This is a genomic window from Streptomyces sp. NPDC050423 (assembly GCF_040655445.1).
In the GTDB taxonomy this organism is placed as follows: domain Bacteria; phylum Actinomycetota; class Actinomycetes; order Streptomycetales; family Streptomycetaceae; genus Streptomyces.
This window is the reverse complement of the sequence record NZ_JBFAJY010000025.1, coordinates 68,174-86,670: the sequence shown is the minus strand read 5'-3', so window position 1 is coordinate 86,670 and position 18,497 is coordinate 68,174. Positions and strand designations below refer to the sequence as shown.

At 71.8% G+C, this 18,497-nt stretch carries 18 protein-coding genes; 8 read left to right on the top strand and 10 right to left on the bottom strand.

Going from position 1 to position 18,497, the window contains the following annotated elements; all coding sequences use genetic code 11:
• Window positions 1-38 precede the first annotated feature (38 nt).
• Window positions 39-614: a Uma2 family endonuclease gene (locus tag AB0I52_RS19760; protein ID WP_363074294.1), complete on the top strand. Its 576-nt coding sequence runs from the start codon at window positions 39-41 to the stop codon at window positions 612-614.
• A 69-nt stretch (window positions 615-683) separates the two neighbouring features.
• On the opposite strand, the gene metG is transcribed toward AB0I52_RS19760, so the two are convergent.
• Window positions 684-2,297, bottom strand: a complete 1,614-nt coding sequence (gene metG, locus AB0I52_RS19755; protein ID WP_363074241.1) for a methionine--tRNA ligase — start codon at window positions 2,295-2,297, stop codon at window positions 684-686.
• Between the two features lie 149 nt (window positions 2,298-2,446).
• On the opposite strand from metG, the gene AB0I52_RS19750 reads away from it, so the two are divergent.
• Window positions 2,447-3,100, top strand: coding sequence for a response regulator transcription factor (locus tag AB0I52_RS19750; protein WP_363074292.1), 654 nt, complete (start codon window positions 2,447-2,449; stop codon window positions 3,098-3,100).
• Entirely contained in the window at window positions 3,097-4,293 is a 1,197-nt protein-coding gene (locus tag AB0I52_RS19745) for a HAMP domain-containing sensor histidine kinase (protein WP_363074239.1), read from the top strand. The genes AB0I52_RS19750 and AB0I52_RS19745 overlap by 4 nt, the downstream gene beginning before the upstream one ends.
• On the opposite strand, the gene AB0I52_RS19740 is transcribed toward AB0I52_RS19745, so the two are convergent.
• The gene (locus AB0I52_RS19740; RefSeq protein WP_363074237.1) at window positions 4,242-5,597 is read right to left on the bottom strand and encodes a VWA domain-containing protein; all 1,356 of its coding nucleotides are present in this window, start codon (window positions 5,595-5,597) and stop codon (window positions 4,242-4,244) included. The genes AB0I52_RS19745 and AB0I52_RS19740 overlap by 52 nt on opposite strands.
• Before the next feature lie 288 nt (window positions 5,598-5,885).
• Here AB0I52_RS19740 and AB0I52_RS19735 point away from each other — a divergent pair, with 288 nt between their 5' ends.
• The gene (locus tag AB0I52_RS19735; protein ID WP_363074235.1) at window positions 5,886-6,290 is read left to right on the top strand and encodes a S4 domain-containing protein; all 405 of its coding nucleotides are present in this window, start codon (window positions 5,886-5,888) and stop codon (window positions 6,288-6,290) included.
• A gap of 62 nt (window positions 6,291-6,352) precedes the next feature.
• On the opposite strand, the gene AB0I52_RS19730 is transcribed toward AB0I52_RS19735, so the two are convergent.
• The 4 genes from AB0I52_RS19730 to AB0I52_RS19715 form a co-directional block, all read right to left on the bottom strand.
• Entirely contained in the window at window positions 6,353-8,269 is a 1,917-nt protein-coding gene (locus AB0I52_RS19730) for an FUSC family protein (protein ID WP_363074290.1), read from the bottom strand.
• Window positions 8,270-8,428: 159 nt separating this feature from the next.
• Window positions 8,429-8,680 (bottom strand): DUF2630 family protein, encoded by a 252-nt coding sequence (locus AB0I52_RS19725; protein ID WP_363074233.1) that lies wholly within the window; start codon window positions 8,678-8,680, stop codon window positions 8,429-8,431.
• Window positions 8,681-8,734: 54 nt separating this feature from the next.
• On the bottom strand, window positions 8,735-9,694 hold the full coding sequence (locus tag AB0I52_RS19720; RefSeq protein ID WP_363074231.1) for an NADP-dependent oxidoreductase: 960 nt from the start codon (window positions 9,692-9,694) through the stop codon (window positions 8,735-8,737).
• Window positions 9,695-9,787: 93 nt separating this feature from the next.
• Window positions 9,788-10,684, bottom strand: a complete 897-nt coding sequence (locus AB0I52_RS19715; RefSeq protein ID WP_363074229.1) for a hypothetical protein — start codon at window positions 10,682-10,684, stop codon at window positions 9,788-9,790.
• 121 nt (window positions 10,685-10,805) lie between these two features.
• Here AB0I52_RS19715 and AB0I52_RS19710 point away from each other — a divergent pair, with 121 nt between their 5' ends.
• On the top strand, window positions 10,806-11,204 hold the full coding sequence (locus AB0I52_RS19710) for a hypothetical protein (protein WP_363074227.1): 399 nt from the start codon (window positions 10,806-10,808) through the stop codon (window positions 11,202-11,204).
• A gap of 219 nt (window positions 11,205-11,423) precedes the next feature.
• On the opposite strand, the gene AB0I52_RS19705 is transcribed toward AB0I52_RS19710, so the two are convergent.
• The 3 genes from AB0I52_RS19705 to AB0I52_RS19695 all read right to left on the bottom strand — a co-directional run bounded on the left by AB0I52_RS19705 (window position 11,424) and on the right by AB0I52_RS19695 (window position 13,728).
• Window positions 11,424-11,846, bottom strand: a complete 423-nt coding sequence (locus tag AB0I52_RS19705; RefSeq protein ID WP_363074225.1) for a universal stress protein — start codon at window positions 11,844-11,846, stop codon at window positions 11,424-11,426.
• 135 nt (window positions 11,847-11,981) lie between these two features.
• Complete coding sequence (locus AB0I52_RS19700) at window positions 11,982-12,635, bottom strand: FMN reductase (RefSeq protein WP_363074223.1); 654 nt, start codon at window positions 12,633-12,635, stop codon at window positions 11,982-11,984.
• Between the two features lie 4 nt (window positions 12,636-12,639).
• Window positions 12,640-13,728 carry an LLM class flavin-dependent oxidoreductase gene (locus AB0I52_RS19695; RefSeq protein ID WP_363074221.1) on the bottom strand — a complete coding sequence of 363 codons (1,089 nt, stop codon included), beginning with the start codon at window positions 13,726-13,728 and terminating at the stop codon, window positions 12,640-12,642.
• Between the two features lie 220 nt (window positions 13,729-13,948).
• On the opposite strand from AB0I52_RS19695, the gene AB0I52_RS19690 reads away from it, so the two are divergent.
• From AB0I52_RS19690 to trpS, 3 genes are all read left to right on the top strand, one after another.
• Window positions 13,949-14,092, top strand: coding sequence for a DUF6126 family protein (locus tag AB0I52_RS19690; RefSeq protein ID WP_363074288.1), 144 nt, complete (start codon window positions 13,949-13,951; stop codon window positions 14,090-14,092).
• 229 nt (window positions 14,093-14,321) lie between these two features.
• Window positions 14,322-14,801: a hypothetical protein gene (locus AB0I52_RS19685; RefSeq protein ID WP_363074219.1), complete on the top strand. Its 480-nt coding sequence runs from the start codon at window positions 14,322-14,324 to the stop codon at window positions 14,799-14,801.
• Between the two features lie 610 nt (window positions 14,802-15,411).
• Window positions 15,412-16,473 carry a tryptophan--tRNA ligase gene (gene trpS, locus AB0I52_RS19680; RefSeq protein ID WP_363074217.1) on the top strand — a complete coding sequence of 354 codons (1,062 nt, stop codon included), beginning with the start codon at window positions 15,412-15,414 and terminating at the stop codon, window positions 16,471-16,473.
• A 4-nt stretch (window positions 16,474-16,477) separates the two neighbouring features.
• On the opposite strand, the gene AB0I52_RS19675 is transcribed toward trpS, so the two are convergent.
• Complete coding sequence (locus AB0I52_RS19675; RefSeq protein WP_363074215.1) at window positions 16,478-18,466, bottom strand: NAD-binding protein; 1,989 nt, start codon at window positions 18,464-18,466, stop codon at window positions 16,478-16,480.
• Window positions 18,467-18,497: the final 31 nt, after the last annotated feature.

Below are 18,497 nucleotides of genomic sequence, written 5' to 3'. Positions count from 1 at the left end.
AGGGCCGCGAGACCGGTTCCGAGAAGGCAGGCGTGAGCGTGGTCGACGACAGGGTGCTGACCCAGGAGATCTTCGAGGACCTGGCCCGTCATGCCATACGCACGGAAGAAGCGCCGCGTCTGGAGTCCGTGAACGGGAAACTGGGGGTCAAGGCCTTGCCGGACGGGGATCACGGGCGGATCGTCGCCTGGCTCACTCGTCAGTGCTTCCAGGCTGATCCCAGCCGCTGGCTCTACGCCCAGCAGGGTCTGCGGATCGGGACGTACTGCCGGGGGAACGCCCGGTCCGACGGGGCGCTCGCTCGTAGCGGGGCCTTCGTCGGCCAAGGCGAATGGGCGGATCCCGCCGCCGTCCTCATGCTCGTCGAGGTCACCTCGTACGACGACGACACCGACCTCCGGGACCGGGTCGAAAAGCCGCGTGCCTACGCGGAGACCGGCATTCCGGTGTACCTGCTCATCGACCGCGACGGCTACGAGGTCAAGGTGCACTCCCAGCCGGACGGTGTGCGGTACGAGACGGTGGTGACGGTCCCGTTCGGCAAGACGGTCCGGCTGCCCGAGCCGGTGGGCATCGAGCTGGACACCGAACCGCTCAAGAACTGGGTGCGCTGACCGGGAGTCCGGACACGCGGGAGGGCCGGGACCCGTGGTGCGGTCCCGGCCCTCCCGCGTGTACGTCCGTTACTCGGGCTTCTCCTCCAGGCGCGGGAACAGCACCGCGCCCTTCGTCACCGTCGCGCCCGCCGGCAGCCGGCCCCAGGTGGGGGCGTCCTGCACGCGCTGGCCGGAGAGCGCGCCGAGGGACTCCTCGGCGCCCAGGCACTCCCACAGCTTCTGCGAGGTGTCCGGCATGACGGGGTTCAGCAGGACGGCGACACCGCGCAGCGCCTCGGCGGCCGTGTACAGGATCGTCGCGAGGCGGGCCCGGCCCTCCGGCGACTCGTCCTTGGCGACCTTCCACGGCTCCTGCTCCGTGATGTAGCCGTTGACCTGCTTCACGAAGTCGAAGATCGCCAGGATGCCGCCCTGGAAGTCCAGCTCCTCGCCGATCTTCAGGTCGGCCACGGCGACGGCCTTCGACAGCCCGTCGCGCACCGCCTGCTCGGCCTCGCCCGAGGCCGTGGCCTCGGGGAGCGCACCGCCGTAGTACTTGCCGACCATGGCCGCGAGGCGCGAGGCCAGGTTGCCGTAGTCGTTGGCGAGCTCGGAGGTGTAGCGGGCGGTGAAGTCCTCCCAGGAGAACGAGCCGTCGCTGCCGAAGGCGATGGCCCGCAGGAAGTACCAGCGGTACGCGTCCACCCCGAAGTGCGAGGTCAGGTCCTGCGGCTTGATGCCCGTCAGGTTCGACTTCGACATCTTCTCGCCGCCGACCATCAGCCAGCCGTTGGCGACGACCTTGCCCGGCAGCGGCAGACCCTGCGCCATCAGCATCGCGGGCCAGATCACCGCGTGGAAGCGCAGGATGTCCTTGCCGACCAGGTGCACGTTCGCCGGGAACGTACCGTCGAACTTCTCCTGGTTGGCGCCGTAGCCGACCGCCGTCGCGTAGTTGAGCAGCGCGTCGACCCACACGTAGATGACGTGCTTGTCGTCCCACGGGACCGGGACGCCCCAGTCGAAGGTCGAGCGCGAGATCGACAGGTCCTGGAGACCCTGCTTCACGAAGTTCACGACCTCGTTGCGGGCCGACTCCGGCTGGATGAAGCCGGGGTTGGCCGCGTAGAACTCCAACAGTTTCGGGCCGTACGCGCTCAGCTTGAAGAAGTAGTTCTCCTCCTTGAGGATCTCCACCGGCTTCTTGTGGATCGGGCACAGCTTCGTGCCGTCCTCCGCCTCGATGAGGTCGCCGGGGAGCTTGTACTCCTCACAGCCCACGCAGTACGGGCCCTCGTACCCGCCCTTGTAGATCTCGTCCTTGTCGTACAGGTCCTGCACGAACTCCTGCACGCGGTCGGTGTGCCGCTTCTCCGTCGTACGGATGAAGTCGTCGTTCGCGATGCCGAGGTGCTCCCAGAGGGGCTTCCAGGACTCCTCGACGAGCTTGTCGCACCACGCCTGGGGTGTGACGTTGTTCGCCTCGGCCGTGCGCATGATCTTCTGACCGTGCTCGTCCGTGCCGGTGAGGTACCACACCTTCTCGCCGCGCTGGCGGTGCCAGCGGGTGAGCACGTCGCCTGCGACGGTCGTGTAGGCGTGGCCCAGGTGAGGAGCGTCGTTGACGTAGTAAATGGGGGTCGAGACGTAGAAACTCCGCACGTCCTCGCCCCCCTGCTTCTCTGATCCAGTGGCCGCCATGGTCGAAATCCTAACGGTCCGTGGGAGATCCACTCGCACCGAATAAACGCGGGGGCGGATGCGGAGAGCTTTGCGAAACATCGCTTCCCGTAGCAAAGACGCATCCTGGGATGGAGTGGACACGCATGCACGAGGCAGAGGACATCACGATGCGGGTACTGGTCGCCGAGGACGAGGAGATCCTGGCGGAGCTGGTCGCCACCGGGCTGCGGCGGGCGGGGTTCGCCGTCGACACGGTGTACAGCGGTGATGCCGCCCAGGCCTACCTGGGACTGCACGACTACGACGTCGTCGTCCTGGACCGCGACCTGCCCCGGGTGCACGGCGACGACGTGGCCCGCGCACTCGTGGCCTCCGGCTCCCGGACCAGGATCCTGATGCTCACCGCCGCCGGGTCCATGGAGGACCGGGTCTCCGGGCTAGACCTGGGCGCCGACGACTATCTCGGCAAGCCCTTCGAGTTCCCCGAGCTGGTCTCCCGGGTACGCGCGCTGCGCCGGCGCAGCGCCCGCCCCGTGCCGCCGCAGCTGGAGCGGTACGGAATCCGGCTCGACACCGTTCGGCGCAGCGCGTCCCGGGACGGGCAGGAGCTGGACCTCTCGCCGAAGGAGTTCACCGTGCTCCAACTGCTGCTGGAGGCCGACGGCGGGACGGTCAGCGCGGAGGAGCTGCTTGAGCGGGCCTGGGACGCCAACGCCGACCCCTTCACCGGGGCCGTCCGCGTCTGCATGAGCAAGCTGCGCGGCAAACTCGGCGAACCGGCGGTGATCCGCACCGTGCAGGGCGTCGGGTACGCCCTGTGAAGCATCCGGCCCGGGTGCCGCACTCCACGATCAGGACCCGGATCGCGCTCGTGTACGGCGGGGTGTTCCTGGTGCTCGGCACGGCCCTGCTCGTCACCGTCAACCTGGCCTCCCGCGCCGGTACGGACTCGCAGGCCCGCTCCATCGCCCGCAGGGCCGCGGTCGTCCAGCCCGGCTACGCGGTGAACGGCCCCCTCGTCACCCGCCGGAGCCTCGGTCCGCCGACCGTCTACGACCTCACCGACCACGTGAGCGACGCGGCCGGTCATCAGCTGCTCATCTGGTCCGCCGCCTCCCTGCTCGTGATGACGGCCTGCGCGGTGGGCGTCGGATGGTGGACCGCGGGGCGGGTCCTGCGGCCCGTCCACGCCATGACCGCCAAGGCGCGCCGGCTCTCCGAGCACACGCTGCACGAGCGGATCGCCTCCAGCGGCCCCGACGACGAGCTCAAGGAGCTCGGTGACACCCTCGACGCGCTGCTCGCCCGGCTGGAGCGGGCCTTCGACAGCCAGCGGCGGTTCATCGCCAACGCCTCGCACGAGCTGCGGACCCCGCTGGCCACCCAGCGGGCGGCGATCCAGGTCGGTCTGGACGACCCGACGCCGGACGACCTCGTACGGACCCGGCAGACGCTCCTGGACAACAACCGGCGCAGCGAGCGGCTCATCGAAGGCCTGCTGGTGCTGGCGCGCAGCGAGCGCGGGCTCGCGAAGGGCGAGCGGGAGGACGTGGACCTGGCCCGGGTGGTGGCGGAGGAGTCGGGCCGGCACCCGGGGGTGACGGCCGAGTCCGTTCCCTGCGCGGTGCTGGGGAACCGGATGCTGCTGGCCCAGCTGGTGGCCAATCTGCTGGCCAACGCGGTGACGTACAACGTGCCCGGCGGGACGGTGGAGGTGTCGCTGACCACCGGGGGCGGGGGCGGGGTGCTCCGGGTGTGCAACACCGGTCCCGTGGTGGACGGGGCGGACATTCCCGGGCTGTTCGAGCCGTTCCGCAGGGGCGAGGGCAAGGACCGGATGGGGCCCGGCTCCGGACTCGGTCTTTCGATCGTACGTTCTATCGCGGTGGCGCACGGCGGTACGGTCACGGCGGTGCCGGGCCCGGAGGGCGGGCTCGCCGTGACCGTACGCCTGCCGGTCGATCAGGCGCCGGCGGCGACCCAGGCGGGCAGCGCGGCGAGCACCTCGCGGTAGAACGCGGCGTCCGCGACCTCGCGCGGGGCGGGGCCCGCGTGGAAGAAGCCGGCGTTCGGGGCGTCCAGCTTCCGCAGGAAGTCGAAGCCCTTCGCGTCCTCGTCGCCGAACGCGACGAACTGGAAGAACAGCGGCAGCCGTGCCGCGTCCGTCAGGGCCTGGCGGGCGGCCTGCTTGACGTCCGGCGGGCCGTCCGTCTGGAAGATCACCAGCGCCGGGCCGGTGGCCTCGGACTTCTCGTAGTGCGCGACGACCTCCTCGACGGCGCGGTGGTAGTTCGTCCGGCCGAGCCGGCCGAGGCCCGCGTTCAGCTCGTCGATCCGGCCCTCGTGGCCGGACAGCTCGACCGTGCCGGTGCCGTCGATGTCCGTCGAGAAGAAGACGACCTGGACGGTGGCGCTCTCGTCCAGGTGAGCGGCGAGGGCGAGGGTGCGGTCGCCCAGGTGCTGGGCACTGCCGTCCTTGTAGAACGGCCGCATGGAGCCGGAACGGTCCAGGACCAGGTAGACGGTGGCACGCAGGCCGGTCAGCCCGTGCGCCTTCAGCCCGGCCTGGGCGGCCTTGTACGGGGCGACGAGCCCCGGCGCGCGGGACTTGACCCGGGCGAGGGAGAGCGCGGGCTTGCCGTCGGCGGGGGGCGCGGGGGCCGCGGCGGCCGGCTGGGGCTCCGCTTCGAGTTCCGGTTCCGGTTCCGGTTCTGCCTCTGCTTCTGCTTCTGCGGACGGTTCCGTTTCCGGTTCGGGGTCCGGGTCCATGTCGATGGTGATCGGCTCGGGCGCGGCCTCGGCGGCAACCGGCTCGGCGGCTGAGGCGGCTGCGGGGACCGGGGCTTCGGCCGGAGCCTCAACGGGCTCCGGGGCCACGGCATCCGCCGTTACCTCGACCGACTCCGGCTCCGACTCCGGTTCCGGCTTCGACTCGGGCTCTGCCTCCGCGGCCTTCGTCCTGGGCCCGGAGCCCTGCGACGGAACCGTGGGAGCGGCCTTGGGTGCGGGGACGGCGGCCTTGTCGAAGGCGGCTGCCACCAGATCCGTTGCCAGATCGCCGTCGTCCTTGACGGACTTGGACGGGGACTTGGCGGACCGGGACGAGAGGGAGGAGGCCGGGGCCGGTACCGATGCCTTGGCGGCGGCGGCGGGTTCGGGCTCCGACTCGGTCTGCACAACCGCTTCGTCCACCGTCACCGACTCCGACTCAGTGGACCGGGTGCGCTCGCCCTGGGGCGGGACCGTGGCCGTCGTCCGGCCGTCCTGCTCCGTGACGTCACGGCCGAACACCTTGCGCAGCAAGCTCCGAATGCCCATGGGCGAGGCCTTTCACGTGAGTTGGGTGCGATGAATGTCCGTACTGCGGGAATTGATCCCTGGCCAGGGCGGATACGTAAGGTTAGCGGCCGGATCAGGCCGTTCGGTGGCGCGGCCCGCCTGAGGGACAACTGAGCCGAAACCGATCCCGGACCGAGTCCTGTAACCGCGCTGTGGTGTTCTGATGTACGTCATTCACATGTATTTCTGTAGTGCCGAGTTGCCTGGTTGACGCGTTGACGCGAGCAGCCGGGTTCCGCGCGTATCGGGCGCACTAGAGTCGGAAGCATGGTTTCCGGTGAGGCACCGCAGGCGGCGGGCAGCGTTCGGGTCGACGTCTGGATCTGGTCGGTCCGGCTGACGAAGACGCGTGCGCAGGCTGCCGCCGCCTGTCGCGCGGGTCATGTGAAGGTGGCCGGCGAGCGCGCCAAGCCGGCCCAGGCGTTGCACGTCGGCGACGAGGTACGGCTGCGCCACGCGGGCCGGGACCGGGTCGTGGTCGTGTCGAAGATCGTGAGGAAGCGGGTCGGGCCTCCGGTGGCGGCGGAGTGCTTCGTCGACAACAGCCCGCCCCCGCCGCCGCGCGAGGCCGCGATCCAGGTGCCGGTGCGGGACCGGGGCGCGGGGCGGCCGACGAAGCGGGACCGGCGCGAGATGGACCGGTTGCGGGGGGACGGGCCGCCCGCGGAGTGACCGGGCCCGTGCGGAGTGAGCGCGGCCCGTGCGGGGTGACCTGGCCCGTGCGGGGTGTGGCGTTACGGCTGTGGGGAGGCGATCGCCCTGGCCGCTGCCACCTCCTGGCGCAGCGGGGCCAGTACGCCGTCCTCGTCGCCCGGGAGTTCGGCGCGCACCTCCACCAGGACCTCGCTCGCGCTGATGCCCGCTGCCAGTTCGCGGAGCTGCTGCTGCACCTCGGCCACCTCGGCCGGTTCCGGTTCCGGGGCCCCGTGGTTGACGCGGACCCGGGCCGCGGTCGTGGCGTCCACGATCCGTTCCACCGCGACGACCAGGGGCCACCACGCGGCGGCCCGGCGGCCGGTCGGGGGCGGCTCCGTCAGGGCGCGCTGGAACTCGGAGCGTACGGCGGACAGATCGCGGTAGATGCGGCGCCGGGCCCGTACCCGTTCCGCCCGGTCGCCGGAGGCCTCCGGTTCGAAGGCGTACGCCACGTAGTCCGCGATGTCCGTCACCGCGTCGGCCAGGCGGTGGCCGATCCGGGTGTGCCAGCTCTCCGGCCACAGCAGGTATCCGGCCACCAGCACGATGCCGCAGCCGATCAGGCTGTCCAGGAAGCGCGGCCGGACGAGGTCCAGGCCCTGATGGTTCAGCAGATCGGACAGGAGCAGGATGACCGGGGTGACGGCCGCCGTCTGGAAGGCGTAACCCTTCGCCGTGAACGCCGGGATCAGCGCGGCGAGCAGCACCATCACCGGCACGTCCCACCAGCCGATCGGCACCTTCGCCAGCACCGGCGCCGCGATGACGAGGCCCGCGGCCGTGCCCACCGAACGCAGCACGGCGCGGGAGAACACCGAACCGAAGTCGGGCTTGAGGACGAAGGTGACGGTCAGCGCCACCCAGTAGGAGCGCGGCACGTCGACCAGTGAGGTCAGCGACTGGGCCAGCCCGATGCAGAGCGCGAGGCGCAGCCCGTACCGCCACGAGGGCCCGGAGCGCAGGACGCTGCGGGTGGCACGCCGGACACGTACCCCCAGCGCGGCGGGCCGTCCGAGCCGGTCGTCGACGTTGTACGGGTCGGGTTCGGCCTTGTGGACGACCGCGGCGGCGTGCCGCAGGGCGCTGTCCACGGCCCGGGTGGCGGGCGAGTCCGGTGCGGGCAGGGCGGGTTCGGCGCCGCCGGTGCGGCTCTCCTCGATGTCATCGGCCAGGTTCCGCACCGCCGCCGGGATCTCGGCAGGCAGCGGACGCCGCCGAAGGTGCACCGCTGGGGCCGCCTCGACCAGCGGGATGACGACGTTGAGCTGGGACAGCATCCGCACCATGGCGCCGCTGCGGCCGTGGTAGCGGGCGCGGCGGGCCAGGATCAGGTCGTAGGAGGTGTTGAGGGACTGGGTGACGGCCTGCCGCTTCTCCTCGTACGCGTCGGTGCCGGCGGCGGCGAGCAGATCGGCGACCGCGCAGTACGTCCCGGCGACCGAGACCCGTTCCGGCAGTTTCCGCCGCAGGGGCCAGGCCAGCAGCGTCAGGACGAGGACGAACAGTCCGCCGAGCGTCAGCAGCAGCGGCGCCACCCACCACGGGTCCGGCATCGGAAGTCCGGCGCCCACGACCGAGTTGAGCAGGAGCAGCAGGCCCGAGACGGAGGCCACCGCGCCGATCGTCGACATCATCCCGGAGGCGAGCCCGACGACCGTGAGCACGGCCACGGCGCCCCAGCCGGACCCGTGCACGAGCGTGCCGATCATGATGCCGAGCGCGCCGAACACCTGCGGTACGGCGATGTTGAGGATGCGCATCCGGTACGCGTCGGCGGTGTCGCCGATCACGCCGGAGAGCGCGCCCATGGAGACGAGCGCCCCGTACACCGGCCGGTCGACGGCGAACCCGGCGGCGAGCGGCGCGGCCAGGGCGACGGACGCGCGGGCGACGGCGGCCCAGGGGACGGGGGTGGGCTGCGGGCGCAGCCCGTACCGGAGCCAGACGGGCGGCATCCCCCGCCGCGGCGCCGCGGCGGAACCGGTGCCGGCCAATGCGTTTTCCCTCCGGTGTTCGGCGGTCGGTGTGCGTTTCCCTCAGGTGTTCGGCGGTCGGTTTGTGTCTTCTCTCAGGTGTTCAGCGGCCGGCCGCCGTATCCCTCCGGTGTTCGGCGGTCAGCCTTGGTATCCCTCGACCTCGTCGGCCGGGCGGACCCGGGCCCGTGACGGGTCGTCCCCGAACTCGCTCAGCGCACGGCGCTGCCGCAGTAGGTCCCAGCACTGGTCGAGCCGGACCTCCACCGTACGCAGTCGCTCCTGCTCGTCGGCGGTGAGGCCCGGGTCCCGGCCGCCGCGGTCGCGCAGGGCGCGCTCCTCCGCGACGAGTCCGTCGATGCCGCCGATGATGTCGTGCTCCTGGTCGCTCATGACGTCCTCGTTCCTCTCGGTGCCGGCTGCTGCCGATGTGCGTGGGGGTGAGGTTCAGCGGTGGCCGCGGTTGCGCAGCACGATGACGGTCTTGCCGCGGGCCCCGCCGGCCCGGTTGCGGTTCAGGGCCTGCGGGGCCTTCTCCAGCGGGAGTTCGATGTCGATGGGCACCCGGAGCACCCCTTCCGCGGCGCCCGCGGCCAGGACGTCCAGCAGGACGGGGCTCGGGTCGAGCCGGAAGTCGATGCCGCGCACGCCCTCGGGGAGCGCCGCCCCGGCCGCGGCGCCCCGGGTGCTGATCGCGATACCGCCGGGCCGGACCGTCGCTGCGTGGACGGCGAACGCCTCCGGGGCGGCGGAGACCAGGTCGGCCAGCGCGTCGATGCCGTCCGGGCAGACCGCCCGCACCGAGTCGGCCACCGGGCCCCGGGTGGTGTCGACCGTGGCGGCGGCGCCCAACGAACCCATCCTGGACCGCTCGTCGCCGCGCACCGCCGCGATCACGCGCACGTCGCGGGCCGTGGCGAGCTGGGTCAGACAGCTGCCGACGCCGCCCGCCGCGCCGATGATCAGCAGGCTCTCGTGGCCGCGGAGCACCGCCGTCTCCAGGATCTGCGCGGCCGCCATGCCGGCCGACGGCAGCGCGGCGGCGGTCCGGCCGTCCAGGCCGGGCGGGACGAGCGTGATGGCGGCGTCCTGCGAGACGCAGACGTAGTCGCAGTACGTACCGGTGCCGACCGGCGGCCCGGTCCGGCCGAAGACCTTGTCGCCGACCCGGAAGCGGTTGTCGCCGCTGCCGATCATGTCCACCCGGCCTGCGAAGTCCACGCCGACGACCAGCGGGAACACATGCGGGACCTGTCCTTCCAGGGAGCCGTCGGCGGTCTGCCAGTCGTAGGGGTTGAGGGAGGCGTACTCGACCCTCACCCGTACCTCGCCGGCTGCCGGTTCCGGCTTGGGAACCTCGATCAGTGCGGGGTCGGCCCGGAACGCGCCGACGGCGATGGCTCGCATACGGAAGACCTTCCAGTCGCCCCCGGCAGTGCACGCGATCCACTCTTCCCCGGCCCGCCCGCGCCCGCACGTCGGCGCCCGCGGGCGCATCCGTCACGCTTCGGGCGGCGGTACCGGCAGCACCCGCTGGGCCCAGATCCGTGCCGCCACCGCGCACACCGCCAGGGCAAGACCCACACCGAAGACGATCCACACCGTCGTGCGCAGGGACGCCGTCAGCGCGTCGTAGACCGCGGCCGCCCCGTCGGTCTCGTTGCCCGGCACCTCGGCCAGCACCCGGTTGCGGGCGAAGGCGAGCGCCCCGCGCAGCAGCAGCGCGCCGACCGCGAAGCCGGTTCCGGCGACGGCGGTGGCGGCCAGCGCGGCGAGCGCGGAGCCCCGGCGTCCCGGCCCGCCGCGCACCCAGGCCAGGACCACGGCCAGCAGGGCGAACACCAGCGTGCCGACGGCCGGCCAGATGCTCGCGGCCCGCAGCCACCGGAAGCTCTGCCGCAGCTGGTCGGCCCGGTCGGCGGAGACGATCTGGATGTCGGTGTGCTCGATGGGGATGCGGTCGGCGAACGGCACCCCGTTGTCCAGCAGGTTCTGCTTCACCTGTTCCGTCACGGGTGCCAGGTCGATGGTGACGCTCTCGCCGGTCCCGCCGTCCAGCGCGGCGGTGACGGCCTCGTGGGCGGTGCGGTTGGCGGCCTTCCACGCGGCCCGGAAGGCATCGGTCGTGGTGAAGGACCGCACGGCCTGGTGCAGGAAGCCGCGCACGGTGTCCCCGAGCGGACCGACGTCGATCTGCTTCATCGCCTCGTCGGTGATCAGGTCGGCCACGGTGTTCTGCACAGCGGGATCGGAGGCGAGTGGCTCCACGGCCGCGACGTAACGGTCCGTGTCGTCGATCTCCAGATCGACCCAGGCGGAGAGCGCGCTCAGCGGTACCAGGACGGCGAGCAGCACCAGCAGTGCCGCCGAGAGTGCCGTCGAGAAGTAGGTCCGCACCTCACCAGGGAATCCCGGATGCGCCGGGAGCGCCCCGGGCCGTGAGCCATTCGAGTTGCCGGGCGGCGCGACCAGGTGTGCTCTGGAGGGAAGAGGGGGGCGACGGAAGGAGCTTCCCGCCATGGCCGCACATGCTTCGGTGCAGGCACGCAGGACGCGCGCGCGTGCACAGCGTCACTCCACCCTCGGCTGGGCGCTGCCCGTCACGCTCGGGGTGATCCTCGGCTGGTACGCGACGTCCATCGTCCGGGGCGGTGGTGTGCTCACCGGCGGGCAGCTCGCCCTCGGTCTGATCTCGGGCGCCGTCCTCGCGGTCCTCTGCTTCGGCCTGGGCCGGATGCAGAAGCGGCTGCCGGTCGGACTGCGGGCGGCGGCCTACGGTGCGCTGTTCGGCGGCTCGATCGGCTTCCTGTACAGCCTGTCGGGCAAGAGCGTGCTCGCGGCTTCGGTGCTGGGCCTGCTGACCGGGGCGGGCATGCTGCTGGCCGCGTTCTACACGTTCTACACGCACGAGGACTGAGCGCCCCGGGGCCCGTGCACACAGGGGACTCGGGGGCGTATGCGCTGCGCGAGGGCGAACTGTTCCGGATCACGAGAACCGGCCCGGTGGCGGACGTCGTGGCGATGTGACGGCACGGGGCGGGCCCGCGCGGTCGCGATGTACGCCCGAGACGGCAGAGGGCGGGCCCGCGCGTTCGTGGTGAACGCGCGGGCCCGCCCCCGCTTGTGCGTGTCGGCGTCAGCCGCGTACCACCGTCACCGGGCACGGTGCGTGCTGGGTGACGTGGAGGCTGACCGAGCCGAGCAGGGTGGCCTTGAAACCGCTGTATCCGCGCGCGCCCACCACCAGCAGACTCGCGCCCTCGGCCCGGTCCAGCAGGGACTGTGCCGGGTTGCCGATCACCACGACCTTGCTGACCGCGGCGGCACCCACCGCGCCGAGGGCCTCCTCCAGCGCCTCGGTGAGTGACACGGTGGCCAGCGCCTGCGGGTCGAAGTCCTCCGGCAGGCCCGGCATCATGGACGCCCAGCTGGTGGCGGGGTACTCCCAGCTGTTGACGGCCTCGACCGTGTCACCGGTCAGCTCCGCCTGGCGTACGGCCCAGTGCAGTGCCTTGATCGACGACTCGGAGCCGTCAACGCCCACCACGATCCTGCCCATCTCTGCCTCCAGCTCGGTTCGGTTCGGTTGCGCGGGTGCGCCGTGCGGATTCCCGACGGCGCGCCCTCCCGGCCAACTCTAATCAAATGGGACGAAACAACAGCACTGGGGTCGGTACCACAGCACTCGGGTCGGTCAGGCCGGCCGGAGACCGGCCAGTTGCTGCTCGAACGGGACCACCTCGTCGTCCACGCCGAGGGCCCTGGTCGCCCCGGAGACGGCCCGGCCGCCGGTGATCGCGCTCGCCAGCTCGCCGCCCGCGCGCCGGATCCGGGCCGGCAGCCCGTCGGCGTACGCGTCGCCCGACGCACCCCAGTCCTCCGACGCCGCGTACACCGACGTCGGCAGCGTGACGGCCCGCAGGTAGGCGAAGAGCGGGCGCATCGCGTGCTCCAGTACCAGCGAGTGCCGGGCGGTGCCGCCGGTCGCGGCGACGACGACGGGCTTCCCGGTCAGCGCGGTGTTCTCGACGAGGTCGAAGAACGACTTGAACAGTCCGCTGTACGAGGCGGTGAAGACGGGGCTGACGGCGATCAGCCCGTCCGACTCCGTGACCGCGCCGATCGCTTCCTCCAGCGCGGCCGAGGGGAACCCGGTCACCAGGTGGTTGGCGATGTCGACGGCCAGGTCACGCAGCTCGATCACCCGGATCTCGGCCGGGCGGTCCTGCTCGGCGTCCAGCCGGTCCCGGGTGGCCCCGGCCAGCCGGTCGGCCAGCAGCCTGGTCGACGAGGGGCGGCTCAGCCCGGCCGAGACGGCGACGATCCTCAGCGGTTCGGTGGCGAACACGGTGTCAGCTCTCCTTCGCGACGGTGGCGGCGGTGACGGCGGGGTGCAGGGGCGCGGACTCGGGGACCCCGGCCGGCCGCAGGGCGGCGAACTCCTTGCGCAGCACCGGTACGACCTCCTCGCCGAGGATGTCGAGCTGCTCCAGGACGGTCTTCAGCGGCAGCCCCGCGTGGTCCATCAGGAACAGCTGGCGCTGGTAGTCACCGACGGCGTCCCGGAAGGACAGCGTCCGCTCGATGACCTCCTGCGGGGAGCCCACGGTCAGCGGTGTCTGCTGGGTGAAGTCCTCCATCGAGGGGCCGTGCCCGTAGACCGGTGCGTTGTCGAAGTACGGGCGGAACTCCCGTACCGCGTCCTGCGAGTTCTTGGCCATGAACACCTGCCCGCCCAGGCCGACGATGGCCTGCTCGGCGGTGCCGTGCCCGTAGTGGGCGTAGCGCTGCCGGTAGAGGCGCACCATCTTCTCGGTGTGCTCGATGGGCCAGAAGATGTTGTTGTGGAAGAAGCCGTCGCCGTAGTACGCGGCCTGCTCGGCGATCTCCGGGGAGCGGATCGAGCCGTGCCAGACGAACGGCGGCACGCCGTCCAGCGGGCGCGGGGTCGCGGTGAAGGACTGGAGCGGTGTGCGGAACTTCCCCTCCCAGTCGACGACGTCCTCGCGCCACAGCCGGTGCAGCAGGGCGTAGTTCTCGATGGCGAGCGGCATCCCCTGGCGGATGTCCTTGCCGAACCAGGGGTAGACGGGGCCGGTGTTGCCGCGGCCCAGCATCAGGTCGACGCGGCCGTCCGCGAGGTGCTGGAGCGTGGCGTAGTCCTCGGCGATCTTCACCGGGTCGTTGGTGGTGATCAGCGTCGTGGACGTGGACAGGAGCAGGTTCTCGGTGCGGGCGGCGATGTAGCCGAGGGTGGTCGTGGGCGAGGACGGGACGAACGGCGGGTTGTGGTGCTCGCCGGTCGCGAAGACGTCGAGGCCGACCTCCTCCGCCTTCTGCGCGATGGCGATCGTGGCCTTGATCCGCTCGTGCTCGCTCGGCGTCCGGCCGGTCGTCGGGTCGGTGGTGACGTCCCCGACGGTGAAGATCCCGAACTGCATGGCGCCCGCCTCCAATATTGTTGAACGTTGAACTATGTGAACACACTCTACAACGGAGCACCCCGCTTCCCTATTCCGCGAGACCGCCCGGCGCGGACCCTGGGTACGCTGAAGGGGTACGGAGGTCGCCCGAGCCCCGGGCGGGACGGAGGCGGAAGCGGATATGAGCGGGACCGGCACAGGGAACGACGACGCGCCTCGGCCCGAGCCCGGGAGCGGGATCGACCACGACTACGGCGGCGGCAGCGAGGCCTGGAAGGAACGCGGCGTCGCCCTGCGCGTCTTCATCTACATCTTCGCCACGCACCTGTTCGCGGGCTTCGTCATGATCCTTTTCTACGTGGGCGAGCACGCCAAGAAGTGAGCGCCGCAGCTCACCGAACCGGCAGGGTTCGACGTCCAGCACCCACAGGATGAGCACCTCTGCGGGTGGCTCAGGGCCACGGCGACGAGGGTCTGGCGGGGACGGTCGGGCTGCTCCGGAGGGCGTGAGGGGCGCGTGAGAGGCGTACGCGCGCTCTGTCGCACCACCGATTCCGTGTCACTCGTGCGGGCGATAGTCGAAGGGGAACTTTCGAAGTAGTTTCAAAGTCATGAGCAACGAGAGCGCTGCCGTGAACTTCTCCGAGTTGGTGAACAAGAACAAGCAGACCCTTGCCCGGCTCGATGAGTCACCACAGCTGCTGCTGCACCGCAGGGACGGCGAGGATCTGGTCCTCACCACGGCGGTGCGGGCCGAACAGGACCGGAGGGTGGTGTCGGCCGCGACGCGCCTGCTCGCCGCCATGGCCCGACGGGAGCCCGGCAGCATGGAGCTGCTCCTGGACATACTGCCGGACGCGTTCCCCTGGGTCCGGTTCCTCCCCGAACCTGATGTCCAGGCCTTCGCCGTCGAACTGGTCGACACCATGCGCGCGGCTGACTCGGTCGGCAACAGCGCTTCCGTCGCACAGATGCTCACCGCATGGCAGCACAGTGCCGAGGTCCACTCCGACCCCGAACTGCTGGCCGCGCTGACCAGGGACCAAGAGGCGGACTACGGGCAGGTGCCCGACCCGCGGGAGCTCGCGTGAGCGCGGGTCGCGGCGACCGGGCAGCACCTCCCGCGCCTGAAAGGCAGTGGGAAGTCCGCTTCGCCGATGCGGCGGCGGCCAAGGGCTGGAGAGCTTGGGCCGGCAGGCCCTCAGCAACACATACCGCGCCTGGATCACCATGCGTACGGACCCGAGGCCGCCCGCCGAGGCGCCCCGGCATCACAGGCTGAAGGGCAGCCTGGCCCACGGAACCCACCGGGGGCAGACCTGCGAGCAGTGGCAGATCGAGGTGACCGGGGGCGGACGCGTCCGGTACCTCCTGGACACTGCAGCCGACACCTGCTGGATCACCTTCGCGAGCACAGGGCACCCACGGGCCACAGGCCGGTCATGAGCCCCGCAGAAGGCGCCGAACCGCGCCCGGGGCGCGCGAAGTGCCGTGACGCGGGGCCGGGGCGCGTTACGATCGCCCCATGACCTCCGTGCCGTGCCGGAACTGGTGGCGCTCCTCCTAGGAGCGGCCACCTCTTCTGCGCGGGACCAGGGCCGTTCGACATGGACGGCCCTTTTTCTCTGCCCTTTTCCGGTACGGGCTCCTCGCCCGGCGGGCCGTCCTCCACGCACACACCGACGCGAGGAGAGACCACTCATGACCACGACCACCTGTGCCGACGCCGTCCAGGACGACACCCTGGAGGGGCGGATCCGGCGCGACCCCGCCCGCTTCCGGGTCCTGACCGGCGACCGGCCCACCGGGGCGCTCCACCTCGGGCACTACTTCGGCACGCTCCACAACCGGGTGCGGCTCCAGGGCCTCGGGGTGGAGGTGTTCGTACTCATCGCCGACTACCAGGTACTGACCGACCGGGACGTCGCCGAGCGGCTCACCGCGACGATGGAGGGGCTGCTGCTGGACTACCTGGCCGTCGGCATCGACCCGGAACGTTCGGTGATCTTCAACCACAGCGCCGTGCCCGCGCTCAACCAGCTGATGCTGCCGTTCCTGAGCCTGGTCTCCGTCGCCGAGCTGGGCCGCAACCCCACGGTCAAGGACGAGATCACGCACTCCCGGCAGGCCTCCGTCAGCGGCCTGATGTTCACCTACCCGGTCCACCAGGCGGCCGACATCCTGTTCTGCAAGGGCAACCTGGTACCGGTCGGCCAGGACCAGCTGCCCCACCTCGAAGTGACCCGGACCGTCGCCAGGCGGTTCAACGAGCGGTACGGGCCCGTCTTCCCGAAACCCGACGCGCTGCTCTCCGCCGTGCCGCAACTGCTCGGCACCGACGGCACCAAGATGAGCAAGAGCCGCGCCAACTCCATCGCGCTCGGCGCCGGCACGGACGAGACGGCACGCCTGATCAAGGGCGCGACAACGGATGCCGACCGGCACATCACCTACGACCCCGAGGGGCGGCCCGGGGTGTCCGGCCTGGTGCTGCTGGCCGCGCTCTGCCTCGACCGTGATCCGCACGACGTGGCCGAGGAGATCGGCGGCGGGGGCGCGGCCGCCCTGAAGCGGACCGTGACCGACGCGGTCAACACCCGGCTGGCACCGATGCGCGCTCGGAGGGCCGAGTACGCACGGGACATGGGGTACGTACGGTCCGTGCTGCGGGCCGGCAACGAGCGCGCGAACGCCATCGCCGACGCGACGCTGACGCAGGTGCGGGAGGCGATGGGGGGCCTGGGCCGGGGCCCCGCCTCATGACCGGTCAGCGAGGTGTCAGCGAGCCCCGCCCGCGCAGGAGTTCGGCCAGGCCGCGCCGGGTGGCCGCGATGACCACCCGGTCGGTGGGCCGGAGTACGTAGCCGGGGTGCAGGTTCCACACGAGGCCGCCGGGGCGGTCCCCGGAGCCGGGGACCGTCCCCGGCGCCGTCAGGTCCGGGCGGCGGTCGGCGGGCGGGGCGACGTCCAGGGCGAGGACCCGCCAGGCACCCGACCGGAACGCCTGCTCCACCGTCCGGCCCTCCAACTGCGGGTGCCCGGCCACCTCGATCGCGGCGAACAGCATCACCTTCCGCTCGACCGGCACCGCGCCCAGGATCTGCCGGCCCATCATGGCGACCGCGAAGGAGGGCGCGGCCAGATGGGAGACCGACCGGGAGCGGGTCAGCGCCTGCGGGTGGGCGGTGCGCAGGGTGCGGTAGACGGCGGTGGCGAACTCGTCGTCGAACAGGCGCAGCGTCACCCGCAGGTCCGGCTTGACCGAGCGGGCGTACAGCGCGGCCTCCAGATTGGTGGTGTCGATGCTGGTCAGGGCGAGCAGGGCGCGGGAGCGCCGGATCTTCGCCGCCTCCAGCACGCCCTCCTGCGTGACGTCCCCGATGACCACCGGCACGTGCAGCCGCCGGGCGACCGGGATGCCGCGCGCGTCCGGGTCGTCCTCCACGCACACGACGGGGATGCCGAGTTCGCGCAGCTGGACCAGGACACGGGTGCCGATCTTGCCGAGGCCCAGCAGCACCACGTGCCCGGACAGACCGCGCGGCGGGCGGCGCAGCGACGAGACCGTACGGAGCGAGCCGAAGGCCTCCAGCACTCCGGCGACGAGCAGCGGCAGGAGCATCAGCCCGGCGACCCCGGACAGGAGCTGGATGATCTGGCGGGCGGTGGGGTCGCCGATGGCCGGATCGCCCATCGCGAACAGGTCGAGCAGCGTCAGGTAGGCGGCGTGCAGCGGATCGTCCCCGGTGGTGAACGTGGACGCCACCGCGAGCGCGAGGACGGCCGTGCCGACGCCCAGCGCGGACCAGCGCAGCCGGCGCGAGAAGATCTGGCTCAGCGGTGCGCCCCGCCCGCCCATCAGGGGCGTCGAGGAGGCCGGACCGCTCTGGCTGACGGCTTCCAGGACGACGGTTCCGCGCCCGGTCGCGGCGGCCACCGCGGTCCGGTCGGGCAGCAGCTGGGGGCCCTCGTCGCCGCTGCTGTCGGAGCCCTCGGTGCCCGCCGGGTCATGGGTGGTGGAGGAGAGCAGGGCCAGGGTGCACAGGCCGGGGTCGGCGACCTGGCCGTCCCGGGGCGGGGTGCGTTCCGCGGCCCGCAGGAGCAGGCCCTCCGCCTGGATCACCTTGCTGGATCCGGCGAGTGCGGTCGCCGCGAGGGCGGGAGCGGCGGTGTCGGCGTCGGACAGGACCGTGGTGGAGGCGTCCAGCGCGGTCGGGTCGAGCCCAGGCGAGGCGACGGCGGCCGCCTGGTCGAGCAGGGTCTCCAGATGCTGGCCGAGCTTGCGGTTGTAGAGCCGGATCACCAGCCGGACGCGGGGGTTGAGCCGGCGGGCGGTCAGCGCGGCCCGGATGTTGCGCTCGTCGTCGTCGTAGACGAGGGCGAGCGCGGCGGCCGTGGCGACACCGGCCTCCTCCAACGCCTCGTCGGAGGGCTCGTGCGCCTGGATGATGCGTACCGCCTCCACCCCGGCGTTGGTGTCGCTGTCACCGTTCCCGCCGCCGTTGCCGCCGTTGCGGCTCATCGCCGACGACATCCGGCCGAACAGGGCCGCAGCCCGGCCGCGCCCGGTCAGCGGCAGTTCCGGCCGTCCCGGATCGGGCCCCGGCGGCAGGACGAGGGTGACCCGCTCCCCGTAGACGTAGCGCAGCTCCACGGCGAGCCGCTGGGCGAGCGCGTCGTCGCCGCAGACCACCATGTGGCTGGAGAACGGGGAGCGTTGGGGCTGCTGAGGAAGTGGGGGCACATGACCCAGCATGCCTGTTCCCTTCCGGAGGCCATAGGACAAA